Genomic DNA, 12,762 nt, shown 5'->3' with positions numbered 1-12,762 from the left:
TTGGTCGCCCCGGGTGGCTGCAGGTTCTGTATCCTTTGCATTCACCGGGAGGCGCCCGTATCTTGCGGCGCTTGAGCGTGACTAGACACTTTTCGAGGTTCCCGCAATGAGTTTGACCGAAGCCCGTTTCCACGACCTGGTGGACGCCACCCAGCAGGCGCTGGAGGATATTTTCGATGAGAGCGACCTGGACATCGACCTGGAAAGCTCGGCCGGCGTGCTCACCGTCAAGTTCGACAACGCCAGCCAGGTGATCTTCAGTCGCCAGGAGCCCCTGCGCCAGTTATGGCTGGCCGCGCGCTCCGGTGGTTTCCACTTCGACTACGACGAAGAAAGCGAACGCTGGGTGTGCGACAAGAGTGCCGAGCAACTGGGCGAGATGCTCGAGCGCATCGTCTTCGAGCAGGCCGACATCAAGCTCGAGTTCGACGGGCTCTGAGTCGTGAGCCAGAGCCCCGCGGTTCGTCCGCCCAAGCCGCTCTACAGCAACGTCAGCCCCGCCGTGGGTTCGCCGTGCATCAGCCTGTGCCGCCTCGATGAGGAAAAGGTCTGTCGCGGCTGTTTCCGGCATGTGGAGGACATCCGCGAATGGCGCTCGGCCGACGACGAGCGTCGCCGGGTGATCTGCGCCCAGGCACTGCAGCGCAAACAGGCCGCTGCACCGGGGGACCTGTAGCGTATATCCGCACGGTTTGTTTATTGCGAATGCTGTGATAGTGTCCGACTTCGCCTCGCTACCTCGAGGCCGGTGAGAACCCCGTCTTATTTGGCGGGGTTTTGCTTTTTTGTGCAGAAAAAACAGGAGTCAGCCAGGATCATGAGTACTGCACCATCCATCATCCTTACCCGCCTTGACGTACAGCGTCTGGAGCGCCTGATCGATAGTCTGGACGACTCGCTGCCAGGCGTCATTGCCTTGCAAGCCGAGCTGGATCGCGCCGAAACGCTGGTGGGTCACGATGAGGTTCCGGCCGGTGTCGTCACCATGAACTCGCGAGTGCACTGCCGTGAAGAAAGCAGTGGCAAGGACTATCACCTGACCCTGGTCTATCCACAGGATGCCAATGCCGACGAAGGCAAGATCTCCATCCTGGCGCCGGTGGGCAGTGCGCTGCTGGGCTTGCAGGTTGGTCAATACATCGACTGGCCGGCCCCGGGCGGCAAGACCCTGAAGCTGACCTTGCTGGAGGTCGAATACCAGCCGGAAGCCGCAGGCGACTTCCACCTCTGATACCCGCCTAGACCTGCTCCAGCGCCTCGTTCAGGGCCCGCTCCAGGCTGGCCTTGTAACGCAGGTAGAGAATGCTCGAGCTTTGCCCATCACCGAGCAGGCCGGACAGGTCCAGGTCGGTGATGTAGCAACGGTAGCGTTCCGGTTCGCGACGTTGCTCGACGATTTCCTGGACCACCGCACTGAACAGCTGGTCGCCATATTCCAGTTCGGAAAACTCCCGTTGATTGCAGTACAGCGAGACTTGCACCTGCCCCGGTGCGGCCTTGCCGATGATCGCCTGTACGTCGTAGAACCCCTTGTCAATCGGGGTCAGCGGGGCGGGGCGAGCCTCTACCCGGCGCGCCCGGCCAGTGCCTGACGGCAGTATCTGGAAATAGAGTGTATCCAGAGGTTTCTCGCCGGGGCTGTTGTCCATGGGCAACAGGGCCTCGCGGCGGTAGAGGATCGATTGCAAGAAGCGCTGCAGTGGCACCAGCAAGCTCTGTTCGTCGTGGTAAGGCAGGGTCTGTTGCCATAGGGCGTTGTGCTCATCCAGGACATACAGCTCGGCCTGGTTCTCGACGATCCGGTAGAACACCTGGATGCAGTCCGGCTGGCCCATGGGCAGGACCAGCGCCAGGTCGTGCTCCTCCAGGGCCATGGGGTCCAGGTGCAGCGGGCTGTAGCGGGTTTGCTCCTGCCCCAGGTACTCCAGCAGCGCCGCGGGGGTGGCCATGGCCCGGTGCCGGACTTGCCCAGGCAGCAGTTCGAGGACGTGATAGTGCTGCTGCACCTGGATCAGGTAGCGGTAGTTGAGCTGGCTGAGCAGCAGGTCTTGCGCGGTCTCGAACAATTCCTCCACCCGGCGTGCGATGAACTGCGCGCGGTTGTGGCAGAAACAGCGGACCCGCAACCGTGGCTGAGGCCCCGACGGCAGGTTGTTGAGGTAGTCGCGCAGGCACTCGAGCAGCGCATGTTCGCCATCGTGGCGGCCCACCATGACCTCGTTCCAGCTGTTGAGTGTGACCTGGTCCAGGGTCAGCACCAGGTTCTCGCGCACCCCGGCATAGCTCAGTGAGTCGGTGCGCTCGGTGGTCATGTGGATGTTCAGCTCGCGATGGTGCTTGAGCGGGTCCACTGCGACGTTCACCAGCACCAGCACCTCGCTGGGGATGCTGGCATGCAGCAACTGGTCCTCGCTAACAGTGTTCAGCGGCAGGGCCACGGTCTGTTGCAGGCTGCCCAGCAGGTTGAACAGCTCGAACTCGCTGAGGTCGCTGCTGCCGGGGTGCAGGGCCAGGCGGGTGCTGCTGTCGATGACGCCGTTGCGATGGCACCAGGTGAGCAACTCCACCAGCTCGCGACTGCGCTTGATCGGCGCGAAGTGCTCCCACTCCAGGGCCGTCAGGTTGCCGTTGTACAGGCCCCAGTGGGTTTGGCCGGGCTCCTTGCGGTTCGGCGACTGCACCAGGGTCAGGGTGTCTTCGGCCAGGTCCGGGGCGATGCCCGGGTTGATGAATTCGATTTTTCCGGCCTTGCGTTCGAAGGCCGCGTACAGGCGCCGTCCCAGCACGTTCAGGTCGCGCTTATTGATCAGGCTGGCGGCCTGTTCGGTACGGGCGAACTGGGTCAGGAAGCGATAGCTGTAGTTCAGTTCGTTGACCAGGGAGCGCCGCTCGGCACCGACCTGGCGCACCTTCCACTGGCTGCGGCTGTCGAGCAGGGCCAGCTGGCGCTGGTCCCATCCCCATTCCTCGGCCAGGCGCTCCAGCAGTGCCCGCTGCCAGCTCGTATTGCGGGCGCCGTTGCCGGTAGTCAGCTTGCGGTTGACCTTGAGATACAGGCTGCGGCGCACCAGCTCCAGGCGCTCGGGTTCGCCGCGGGCCTTGAGGTATTCCTCGATACGCCGGTAGACCACGATGTAGGGGTCCAGCTCATCCAGGTCCAGGCGGTTGGCGAACACCGCCTGCTTGAAGCGCAGGCTCAGGCACTGGACCCGAGGGTGCTCGCTGGCGTAGACCTCGATCAGCAGCAGCTTGAGCACCGACTTGTAGGGCGACTCGATGCCCTTGAACAGCTGCCAGAGCCCCGCGCCGATGAATTCCCCCGGGGGAATGCGCGCCATGTGCCCCAGGTCGAGGTTTTCCTCGGCGGGCACGAAGCGCTTGGACAACAGCGTATGGATGTACTGCTCGTAGCGCGATTCCTCGTACACCGGCACCAGCCACCAGAGCGGCGTACGTCCGGCGAGCCAGATTGCGGTGCGATAGAACTCGTCCAGCAGCAGGTAGTGCTGGGTGGTGCCGCAGTCGTCAGAGCTCAGCTGGGTGTCGCGTTCGCCGCGGACGAAGCGGCTCGGATCGATGAGGAAGAAATGCGCTTCGGCGCCCTGGCCTTCGGCCCAGGCCTCCAGCAGTTGGCACTTCTTCTGTAGTTCGGCCAGTTCGTTCTCGTCCAGGTCCGGGGCATGGCAGACCCAGACGTCCATGTCGCTCTGGTCGGCCTGGGCCAGGGTGCCCAGGCTGCCCATCAGGAACAGTCCATGGATCGGTCGCGGCGGGTTGCCGTGGCGGGCCTTGTAGGAAAAGGAGCGAGTCAGGCGCTGGGCTTCGGCCAGTACCTGGGGATCGGGTTCGTAGTTGGACAAGCCCGCTGGCGTCGCCCCGGAGACGTAGCCGGGCAGCAGCGGGTGATTGACGTGGAAGAACAGCGGCAGCAGGTTGAGGACCAGTTGCTGGCGCGCCGACAGCCCCTCCATCGCCCGGGCCATGCGTCCTTCGTTGAGGGTCAGAAAGCGCGCGCGAAGTTGGCTGAGAACCTTGCGGTCGATTCCTTCATCCAGGTCGGGACGGATTTCATGGGTATGGGGCATTTCAAGCGGGGCTCGAACGTGGCGAGGTTCAGGGTCGGGGGCAGTTTACCGGCAGACGGGGCTGAGCCTTAAGCTGATTTTATTTTTTGACGCCGGATTTCTAACGCATTGGCGCGAGACGGCCTACGGAATCCCGACAGACGGGAGTCCCGCAGGCCCGGGAAGACTTCAGGCGGTTTCAGCGACGGTGAGGATGGTCAGCAGGCCCTGGGCATGCTCGGCGGCGTCGCGGCCAAGGCTGGTGAGGTAGCCGCCATCGGGCTGGGTGATCAGCTCCTTGGTGTACAGGCGCTGGGCGGCAGCGATGGCGGAAGGGGCGGCGGTCTGATGGATCTTCAGGCCTTCCTGGGAGCTGTCCAGGTTGAACAGTGCGAGGATTTCCAGTTCGGCAACCAACTCAGGGGTATACGACATAAGGACTCCAGACTTTCTAGGAATGAAAGGTCAGCGTTCTTAAGGTGACCGCACGGCGGCGGTGTGTCCAGCGTTCGCTGAGTTCTTTTGCGGCCCGGGACAGCGGTGTTTGGCCGCAGGGTGGTTGCAGTGTAGCTAGCGGCTGGAAGGTTGGTGGGGCACCGCATGAGGTGGCGCCCCGGCAAGCGAGGGTCACTGCTTCTCGGGAGGCAGCTGCGGCAGGGCCCGCAGGGCGGTTTCGTACCACTGGGTGTCGAAGGGGCGGTCTTCTTCGAGGATTGCATCGATCTCGATCGCCAGGACATGAGCCATCAGGTTGAGGATTTCTTCCCGCTCGTAGCCCACCAGGGTCAGCTTGTTGAACGTGGCCTTGGCCGCTGGCGGGTTGTCGCTGGCGATCTGGTTCTCGATCGCCTCGATCAGGGTGTTTTCGGCGAACTCTTCTTCGTCGTTGTCGATATCGGTTGGCTCGCTCATAGCAGGCTCCTCAAGGAAAGGCGCCAGTCTACCCGGATTCCGGGGCCGGGTGCTTGGCGGCCGGAGGGTTAAGCTTCTATGAAACAGCCGACCCCGCGCGGCCTGGAGGCAATGGAATGTTCAAGCTTTATGGGTTCGCCATCAGCAACTACTACAACATGGTCAAGTTGGCGCTGCTGGAAAAGGGCCTGCCCTTCGAAGAGGTGCTGTTCTACGCCGGACAGAGTCCCGAGGCCCTGGCCATCAGCCCCCGGGGCAAGGTGCCGGTGCTGGAGGTGGAGCAGGGTTTCATCAGCGAGACCAGCGTGATCCTCGATTATCTGGAGCAGGTCAGGCCCGAACCTGCGCTGGTGCCGAAGGAGCCTTTCGAGCGGGCCAGGGTGCTTTCGCTGGCCCGGGAAATCGAGCTGTACATCGAATTGCCGGCCCGCGCCTGTTTTCCCGAAGCGTTCTTTGGCGTGAGCGTGCCCGAGGCGATCAAGGAGAAGGCCGGGATCGAGCTGCTGCAGGGGTTCGCCGCGTTACAGCGCCATGCCCGGTTCGATCCTTACGTGGCGGGCAGCGACTTGAGCATCGCCGATCTGTATTTCCAGTACAGCGTGAGCCTTGCCCTGGTGGTTGGGGACAAGCTGTTCGGGATCGATTTCCTGGCCCGGATGCCCGAGGCCAGGGCGCTGTTGCAGCGCCTTGAGCAACGCCCCCACGCTCGGCGCATCGCCGCCGACAAGGCTGCGCTGATGACCGCGCGAAGAGGCTGAAGGCGTGCCCGCCCGGGCGCTGGCCAGGGCGGCACGGGTGGGGCTTAGCGGCTGCCCAGCAGGGCCTGGCCGCGAGCCACGGCGGCGCGGACCTGGGCCGGTGCGGTGCCGCCGATGTGGTTGCGGGCGTTGACCGAGCCTTCCAGGGTCAGCACGGCGAACACGTCCTGGTCGATCTGGTCGCTGAACTGGCGCAGTTCCTCCAGGCTCATCTCGGCCAGGTCCTTGCCGGTGTCCACGCCGTATTTCACCGCATGGCCGACGATTTCGTGGCAGTCACGGAACGGCAGGCCACGACGCACCAGGTAGTCGGCGAGGTCGGTGGCGGTGGAGAAACCACGCAGCGCCGCTTCGCGCATGATGGCGTGCTTGGGCTTGATGGCCGGGATCATGTCGGCGAAGGCCCGCAGCGAGTCGCGCAGGGTGTCGGCGGCGTCGAACAGCGGTTCCTTGTCTTCCTGGTTGTCCTTGTTGTAGGCCAGGGGCTGGCCCTTCATCAGGGTCAGCAGGCCCATCAGCGCGCCGAACACCCGGCCGCTCTTGCCGCGCACCAGTTCCGGCACGTCGGGGTTCTTCTTCTGCGGCATGATCGAGCTGCCGGTGCAGAAGCGATCGGGCAGGTCGATGAACTGGAACTGGGCGCTGGTCCACAACACCAGCTCCTCGGAGAAGCGCGACAGGTGCATCATTGCCACGCTGGCGGCGGCGCAGAATTCGATGGCGAAGTCACGGTCCGACACGCTGTCCAGGGAGTTGCCGCCCACGGCCTCGAAGCCCAGCAACTGGCAGGTCAGCTCGCGATCGATCGGGTAGGTGGTGCCAGCCAGCGCGGCGCTGCCCAGGGGCATGCGGTTGGTGCGCTTGCGGCAGTCCACCAGGCGCTCGTAGTCACGGCTGAGCATTTCGAACCAGGCCAGCATGTGGTGGCCGAAGGTCACCGGCTGGGCGGTCTGCAGGTGGGTGAAGCCGGGCATGATGCTGTCGGCTTCGCGCTCGGCCAGCTCCAGCAGGCCTTTCTGCAGGCGGGTGATCTCGCCCAGGATCAGGTCGATCTCGTCGCGCAGCCACAGGCGGATATCGGTGGCCACCTGGTCGTTGCGGCTACGGCCGGTGTGCAGCTTCTTGCCGGTGATGCCGATGCGGTCGGTCAGGCGCGCCTCGATGTTCATGTGCACGTCTTCCAGGTCCACGCGCCAGTCGAAGCTGCCGGCCTCGATCTCGCCCTGGATGGTCTTCAGCCCGTCGATGATGCTGTCGCGCTCGGCGTCGGTGAGCACGCCGACCTTGGCCAGCATCGTGGCGTGGGCGATCGAGCCCATGATGTCGTGGCGATACAGGCGCTGGTCGAAATTGACAGAGGCGGTGAAGCGGGCGACGAAGGCGTCGACGGGTTCACTGAAGCGGCCGCCCCAGGACTGATTGGTCTTGTCAGTGCTCATGAATTCGCTCGTGATCTGCTGAAGGAAGATGGCATAAAAAACAGGCGCCGATGATAGCAGGGTTGCCCGGGCTGTCGCTGGCACTGGTCGGCAGCTTTTTACCTGCGACCCCGGGACCGCTTGCCGCCGGCCCGGGCGGTGCGGAGACTGGAACCGGCGCGCCTGGACGAGGTCGGTTGCCTGAGTGCCGAAGGTGATATCGATCAAACGATATTTATCGATTGAGCAATATCGTCTTGGCAACCGTCTACAGTTGGACAAGAGGCACGGCGCAATCGTCTGGCATCCCTGTGGGGCGCCGCGGTGGCCGGCCATCGAGTTCATAACCGCGCAGGGCCATGCAACCCGTCCACGAAACGAGACGAGTGCGGCCAGGTTGGGCGCCGGCCATAAACGAGGGGGGCTTAGTGTTGAGTTCCAGCATTCCCTGCGACCTTGTCGCGCATCCAGCGGCCCGACGCGGCATCGGGCAGGTACGGGTAAATATTGGTGCCCGACTTGCGGCACTTTTTGGCCTTCGCACTAGTCTTAGCGTGGATCGCCGTGACGGACGTCACTCCACCTGTCTACGCTATCCTTGTGCGAGACTCACGCAGGAATCCAGCGCAATATGAATGTCCTGATCGTTGATGACGAACCCCAAGCCCGCGAGCGCCTGAGCCGTATGGTCGGCGAGCTCGAGGGATACAGTGTCCTGGAGCCCAGCGCCACCAATGGCGAAGAGGCATTGAGCCTGATCGACAGCCTGAAGCCGGATATCGTCCTGCTCGATGTGCGGATGCCAGGCCTGGACGGCCTGCAGGTCGCCGGCAAGTTGTGCGAGCGCGAAACGCCTCCGGCGCTGGTGTTCTGCGCGGCTCCGGATGAATTCGCCCTCGAGGCTTTCAATGACAGCAGCGTGGTCCACCTGGTCAAGCCGGTGCGCCCCGAGCTGTTGCTGGAAGCCTTGAAGAAGGCCGAGAAACCCACCCGCGTGCAGCTGGCTGCCCTGACCCGGCCTGCAGCGGAAACCGGCAGCGGCCCGCGAAGCCATATCAGCGCCCGTACCCGCAAGGGCATCGAGCTGATTCCCCTGGGCCAGGTGGTGTATTTCATTGCTGACCACAAGTACGTGACCTTGCGCCACGAGAGCGGCGAAGTGTTGCTGGATGAACCGCTCAAGGCCCTTGAAGACGAGTTCGGCGAGCGCTTCGTGCGTATCCACCGCAATGCCCTGGTGGCCCGCGAGCGTATCGAACGCTTGCAACGAACGCCCTTGGGGCACTTCCAGCTGTACCTCAAGGGGCTCAATGGTGATGCGCTGATCGTCAGCCGGCGTCATGTGGCTGGCGTGCGCAAGATGATGCAACAGCTCTAGGGCGGTGGACGGAGCCTGCCAGCAAGGAAGCTTGGCAGCGAGAGGGCACCAGGTTCCTGATACAAGTCAAAGCTGCTTTGGCTGAGCTGTTATCATCTGCCGTATTTATTCAGTACGGATTGATCCATGTCCTCTCGCGAAATCCGCATCGCTACCCGCAAAAGTGCCTTGGCCTTGTGGCAGGCCGAATACGTCAAAGCCCGCCTGCAGGAGACCCATCCAGGTCTTGTCGTGACCCTGGTGCCCATGGTCAGCCGTGGCGACAAGCTGCTGGACTCGCCACTGTCGAAAATCGGCGGCAAGGGCCTGTTCGTCAAGGAGCTGGAGACCGCCCTGCTGGAGAACCAGGCCGATATCGCCGTGCACTCGATGAAAGACGTGCCCATGGACTTTCCCGAAGGCCTGGGCCTGTTCTGCATCTGCGAACGTGAAGACCCGCGCGATGCATTCGTCTCCAATACCTACGCCAGCCTCGAGCAGTTGCCGGCCGGCAGCGTGGTCGGTACTTCCAGCCTGCGCCGCCAGGCCCAGTTGCTGGCCCGTCGCCCTGACCTGCAGATCCGCTTCCTGCGGGGCAACGTCAATACCCGTCTGGCCAAGCTGGATGCCGGCGAGTACGACGCGATCATCCTGGCCGCTGCGGGCCTGATCCGCCTGGGCTTCGAAGACCGTATCCGTTCCTCCATCAGCGTCGAAGACAGCCTGCCCGCCGGTGGCCAGGGCGCGGTCGGTATCGAGTGCCGTAGCGCCGACAGCGAGATCCATGCGCTGCTGGCGCCCCTGCACCATGCCGACACCGCCAGCCGGGTGACCGCCGAGCGGGCGTTGAATAAGCACTTGAATGGTGGCTGCCAGGTGCCGATCGCCTGCTACGCCGTGCTCGAAGGCGACCAGCTCTGGCTGCGTGGCCTGGTGGGCGAGCCCAGCGGTGGTGTGTTGCTCAGCGCCGAGGCCCGGGCTCCGCGAGCCAGTGCGGCCGAGTTGGGTGTGCAAGTGGCTGACGACCTGCTGGCCCAGGGCGCTGGCGATATCCTGCGCGCGGTCTATGGCGAGGCGGGCCAGGAGTGACCGGTTGGCGCCTGCTGCTGACCCGGCCGGCCGAGGATTGCGCTGCACTGGCGGCGATCTTGGCCGAGGCCGGAGTGGCCAGCGCCAGCCTGCCGTTGCTGGAGATCCAGCCCTTGCCCGTGACCCAGGCACAGCGTTCGATCCTGCTCGAGCTGGATCGTTACTGCGCGGTGATCGTGGTCAGCAAGCCGGCAGCCAACCTCGGTCTTGAGCTGCTGCGCCAGTATTGGCCGCAGCCTCCGGCCCAGGGCTGGTTCTGCGTGGGGGCCGGCACCGGCCAGATCCTCGCGGATGCCGGGCTGCCGGTGTTCTATCCCCAGGCCGGTGACGACAGCGAGGCCTTGCTTGAACTTCCCCAGTTGCGCGAGGCTATCGGCCAGCCAGAATCCAGGGTGTTGATCGTGCGGGGCGAGGGTGGTCGCGAACTGCTCTCCGAGCGCTTGCGCAGTCAAGGTGCTAGTGTCGATTATCTGGAACTCTACCGCCGTTGCCTGCCGCACTATGCCGAGGATGTGCTGCTGCGGCGGATCCAGGGGGAACGCTTGAACGGGCTGGTGGTCAGCAGTGGACAGGGTTTCAGTCACCTGCAGCAGTTGGCTGGCCAGGCCTGGCCGCAGTTGGCGAAGATGCCGTTGTTTGTTCCAAGCCCTCGGGTCGCCGAGATGGCGCGCGCCGCCGGGGCGGAAATAGTTGTGGATTGCCGCGGCGCCAGTGCCGCGGCTTTGCTAACGGCGTTACGGGAGCATCCCGTGCCCGTTCTCTAAACGCAAAGGATGGATACGTGAGCGAAACAGCCTTGCCTAAAGATGAACTCCAGCCGGTGCCCGAGACGCCGGCGCAACCCACGACCCCAACCGTTGAGCGTCGTGGCAACGGGTTGGCGATACTGGCCCTGCTGCTGGGGGCGGCAGGGGTCGCTGTTGGTGGCTGGGGAGTCTGGCAGGTGCGCAACCTGCAGACCAACAACCAACAACAGTTGAGCCAATTGCAGGCACTGGGCGACCAGGCCCAGAGCTTCAAGCTCAGTGAGCAGCGCCTGAGCTCGCGACTGGAACAACTGCCCGCGGCCGATGAGCTGGAAGACCGCCGTCGCCTGGTAACGCAATTGCAAGGCGACCAGCAGCGCCTGAGCCAGCGCCTGGAGACAGTGCTCGGCGCCAGTCGCAAGGACTGGCGCCTGGCCGAGGCCGAGCACCTGTTGCGCCTGGCCAGCCTGCGCTTGTCGGCCCTGCAGGACATCAGCAGTGCCCAGGCCCTGGTCCAGGGTGCCGACGATATCCTGCGCGAGCAGAACGACCCGGGCGCCTTCGCCGCTCGCGAGCAACTGGCCAAGAGCCTGGCAGCCTTGCGCAGCACCGAGCAGCCGGATCGTACGGGCCTGTTCCTGCAATTGGGCGCCCTGCGTGACCAGGTACTGGAACTCAGCGCCGTGGCGCCGGAATACAAGGACCGGGGCGATTCGCTGTTGGGACTCACCGCCGACGGCGACGGCGCCAGCCGTTGGGCGCAGTGGTGGGACCAGGTTTCCCGCTACTTCCGCATCGATTTCAATGCCGACAAGAACATCCGTCCGCTGCTGGCCGGCCAGGGCCTGACCCAGGTACGCCTGGCCCTCAGCCTCGCGCTGGAGCAGGCGCAATGGGCGGCGCTCAACGGCCAGGCGGCGGTCTACACCCAGGCCCTGACCGAAGCTCGTGACGTGCTGACCGGCAACTTCAACCAGGACAATCCGCAGAGCAAGATCATGCTCGAGCGCCTGGCCGAACTGGGCAAACAGCCGGTGACCGTGGTCACCCCGGACCTGGCCAAGACCCTGAGCACGGTCCAGGCCTACCTGGAACGGCGTAGCCTCAGCGTCGAGGAGTCGGTCAAGCCCCTGGCCAAGCCTGCGGCGAACACCGCCCGGGAGACCAGCCCATGAAGCGCGCCTATGTGATCGTCCTGCTGCTGATCGCCGCGATCGGCCTGCTGGGATTGGCCATTGCCGAACACCCGGGCTACGTGCTGATCGCCTACAGCAACTTCCGCTATGAATCGAGCTTGTGGGCGACCCTGGCCCTGGTGGCGTTGGTGTGGCTGGTGATCTGGGGCATCAAGCTGCTGGTTGAGCTGGTGATGGTTTCCGGCGGTGTGGTCAACCCCTGGTCGCGCCGCAATCGCAGCCGCCGGGTGCAGATCGCCATCGAGCAAGGCCAGATGGACCTTGCCGAAGGACGCTGGGCCAGCGCCCAGAAGCACCTGCACCGTGCCGCAGAGGCCGAGCGCCAACCGCTGTTGTATTACCTCGGCGCGGCCCGGGCGGCCAACGAGCAAGGCCACTACGAAGAGTGCGATAGCCTGCTGGAGCGGGCGCTCACCCGCCAGCCCCAGGCTGAATTGGCCGTTGCCCTGAGCCACGCCCAATTGCAGACCGACCGGGGCGACACCGAAGGTGCGCTGACCACCCTGCAAGCCATGCATGAGCGCCATCCCCATAGCGTCCAGGTCTTGCGTCAACTGCAGCGCCTGCACCAACAGCGTGGCGACTGGCCGGCGCTGATCCGCCTGTTGCCGGAGCTGCGCAAAGGCAAGGCCTTGCCGGCCAGCGAGTTGCAGGAGCTGGAGCGCCGCGCCTGGGGCGAGAACCTGGGACTGGCCGCGCGCCGTGAAGAAGACCAGGCCACGTCCTTGCAGTCGCTCAACCGCTCCTGGCAGCAATTGACCGCCGCCCAACGTCAGGAGCCACAACTGGTGTTGGCCTATGCCGAACAGTTGCGCCAGCTGGGTGCCGGGGCCGAAGCCGAGGAGACGCTGCGCACGGCGATCAAGCGCAAGTATGAAAGCCACCTGGCGCGGCTGTATGGCCTGGTGCGTGGCAGCGATCCTGCGCGTCAGTTGCAAACGGCCGAGCACTGGCTCAAGGAACATGCGGATGATCCGGGGCTGCTGCTGACCCTGGGCCGCCTGAGCTTGCAGAACAGCCTCTGGGGCAAGGCCCGCGACTACCTGGAGAGCAGCCTGCGCCTGGAGCGCAATCCCGAAGCCTGCGCCGAACTCGCCCGCCTGCTGGCACAGCTGGGAGATACCGAGCGCAGCAACCAGCTGTTCCAGGAGGGCCTGGGATTACTGGACGAGCGCCTGTTGGCCGCTCCCTTGCCGGTCCCGGCACGGGCCTGATGCAACTT

The 12,762-nt window shown here is 64.4% G+C and carries 13 protein-coding genes and 1 pseudogene; 10 read left to right on the top strand and 4 right to left on the bottom strand.

The features are described from left to right. Positions 1–106 precede the first annotated feature (106 nt). The 3 genes from cyaY (at position 107) to rnk (ending at position 1,231) form a co-directional block, all read left to right on the top strand. Positions 107–439: an iron donor protein CyaY gene (gene cyaY, locus C4K40_RS30425; protein ID WP_053133702.1), complete on the top strand. Its 333-nt coding sequence runs from the start codon at positions 107–109 to the stop codon at positions 437–439. Positions 440–442: 3 nt separating this feature from the next. Continuing rightward, positions 443–676, top strand: a complete 234-nt coding sequence (locus C4K40_RS30420) for a DUF1289 domain-containing protein (RefSeq protein WP_022641794.1) — start codon at positions 443–445, stop codon at positions 674–676. 141 nt (positions 677–817) lie between these two features. Then, positions 818–1,231 (top strand): nucleoside diphosphate kinase regulator, encoded by a 414-nt coding sequence (gene rnk, locus C4K40_RS30415; protein ID WP_022641793.1) that lies wholly within the window; start codon positions 818–820, stop codon positions 1,229–1,231. Positions 1,232–1,238: 7 nt separating this feature from the next. On the opposite strand, the gene C4K40_RS30410 is transcribed toward rnk, so the two are convergent. The 3 genes from C4K40_RS30410 to C4K40_RS30400 all read right to left on the bottom strand — a co-directional run bounded on the left by C4K40_RS30410 (position 1,239) and on the right by C4K40_RS30400 (position 4,976). Then, a complete protein-coding gene (locus C4K40_RS30410; protein ID WP_022641792.1) occupies positions 1,239–4,085 on the bottom strand; it encodes a class I adenylate cyclase in 2,847 nt (948 codons plus the stop codon). Positions 4,086–4,253: 168 nt separating this feature from the next. Then, positions 4,254–4,499 (bottom strand): TIGR02647 family protein, encoded by a 246-nt coding sequence (locus tag C4K40_RS30405; protein WP_022641791.1) that lies wholly within the window; start codon positions 4,497–4,499, stop codon positions 4,254–4,256. Between the two features lie 192 nt (positions 4,500–4,691). Beyond that, positions 4,692–4,976 (bottom strand): hypothetical protein, encoded by a 285-nt coding sequence (locus tag C4K40_RS30400; RefSeq protein ID WP_022641790.1) that lies wholly within the window; start codon positions 4,974–4,976, stop codon positions 4,692–4,694. A 116-nt stretch (positions 4,977–5,092) separates the two neighbouring features. Here C4K40_RS30400 and C4K40_RS30395 point away from each other — a divergent pair, with 116 nt between their 5' ends. After that, a complete protein-coding gene (locus C4K40_RS30395; RefSeq protein WP_022641789.1) occupies positions 5,093–5,734 on the top strand; it encodes a glutathione S-transferase family protein in 642 nt (213 codons plus the stop codon). Between the two features lie 44 nt (positions 5,735–5,778). On the opposite strand, the gene argH is transcribed toward C4K40_RS30395, so the two are convergent. Then, positions 5,779–7,173, bottom strand: a complete 1,395-nt coding sequence (argH, locus tag C4K40_RS30390; protein ID WP_053133705.1) for an argininosuccinate lyase — start codon at positions 7,171–7,173, stop codon at positions 5,779–5,781. 205 nt (positions 7,174–7,378) lie between these two features. On the opposite strand from argH, the pseudogene C4K40_RS32345 reads away from it, so the two are divergent. The 6 genes and pseudogenes from C4K40_RS32345 to C4K40_RS30355 all read left to right on the top strand — a co-directional run. Then, a pseudogene (locus C4K40_RS32345) lies at positions 7,379–7,787 on the top strand (sensor histidine kinase); the annotation flags it as partial. After that, positions 7,784–8,530: a LytTR family DNA-binding domain-containing protein gene (locus C4K40_RS30375; protein WP_053133708.1), complete on the top strand. Its 747-nt coding sequence runs from the start codon at positions 7,784–7,786 to the stop codon at positions 8,528–8,530. The pseudogene C4K40_RS32345 and the gene C4K40_RS30375, both read left to right, overlap by 4 nt. Before the next feature lie 126 nt (positions 8,531–8,656). Then, positions 8,657–9,598 carry a hydroxymethylbilane synthase gene (hemC, locus tag C4K40_RS30370; protein ID WP_053133711.1) on the top strand — a complete coding sequence of 314 codons (942 nt, stop codon included), beginning with the start codon at positions 8,657–8,659 and terminating at the stop codon, positions 9,596–9,598. Further along, positions 9,595–10,362, top strand: coding sequence for a uroporphyrinogen-III synthase (locus C4K40_RS30365; RefSeq protein WP_053133712.1), 768 nt, complete (start codon positions 9,595–9,597; stop codon positions 10,360–10,362). Before hemC ends, C4K40_RS30365 begins: the two co-directional genes overlap by 4 nt. Positions 10,363–10,379: 17 nt before the next feature. Continuing rightward, positions 10,380–11,519 (top strand): uroporphyrinogen-III C-methyltransferase, encoded by a 1,140-nt coding sequence (locus C4K40_RS30360; RefSeq protein WP_031320685.1) that lies wholly within the window; start codon positions 10,380–10,382, stop codon positions 11,517–11,519. Next, positions 11,516–12,754 (top strand): heme biosynthesis protein HemY, encoded by a 1,239-nt coding sequence (locus tag C4K40_RS30355; RefSeq protein WP_053133715.1) that lies wholly within the window; start codon positions 11,516–11,518, stop codon positions 12,752–12,754. The genes C4K40_RS30360 and C4K40_RS30355 overlap by 4 nt, the downstream gene beginning before the upstream one ends. Positions 12,755–12,762: the final 8 nt, after the last annotated feature.

The organism is Pseudomonas sp. CMR5c, from assembly GCF_003850545.1.
Taxonomy (GTDB): Bacteria; Pseudomonadota; Gammaproteobacteria; order Pseudomonadales; family Pseudomonadaceae; genus Aquipseudomonas; species Aquipseudomonas piscis.
The sequence above is the reverse complement of the archived record's forward strand: the minus strand, read 5'-3'. Positions and strand labels throughout refer to the sequence as shown.

Excerpts from the sequence above, each read along its gene's own strand:
- cyaY (WP_053133702.1), top strand. The coding sequence starts at position 107 with ATGAGTTTGACCGAAGCCCGTTTCCACGACCTGGTGGACGCCACCCAG.
- rnk (WP_022641793.1), top strand. The coding sequence starts at position 818 with ATGAGTACTGCACCATCCATCATCCTTACCCGCCTTGACGTACAGCGT.
- C4K40_RS30410 (WP_022641792.1), bottom strand. The coding sequence starts at position 4,085 with ATGCCCCATACCCATGAAATCCGTCCCGACCTGGATGAAGGAATCGAC.
- C4K40_RS30405 (WP_022641791.1), bottom strand. The coding sequence starts at position 4,499 with ATGTCGTATACCCCTGAGTTGGTTGCCGAACTGGAAATCCTCGCACTG.
- C4K40_RS30400 (WP_022641790.1), bottom strand. The coding sequence starts at position 4,976 with ATGAGCGAGCCAACCGATATCGACAACGACGAAGAAGAGTTCGCCGAA.
- C4K40_RS30395 (WP_022641789.1), top strand. The coding sequence starts at position 5,093 with ATGTTCAAGCTTTATGGGTTCGCCATCAGCAACTACTACAACATGGTC.
- argH (WP_053133705.1), bottom strand. The coding sequence starts at position 7,173 with ATGAGCACTGACAAGACCAATCAGTCCTGGGGCGGCCGCTTCAGTGAA.
- C4K40_RS30375 (WP_053133708.1), top strand. The coding sequence starts at position 7,784 with ATGAATGTCCTGATCGTTGATGACGAACCCCAAGCCCGCGAGCGCCTG.
- hemC (WP_053133711.1), top strand. The coding sequence starts at position 8,657 with ATGTCCTCTCGCGAAATCCGCATCGCTACCCGCAAAAGTGCCTTGGCC.
- C4K40_RS30355 (WP_053133715.1), top strand. The coding sequence starts at position 11,516 with ATGAAGCGCGCCTATGTGATCGTCCTGCTGCTGATCGCCGCGATCGGC.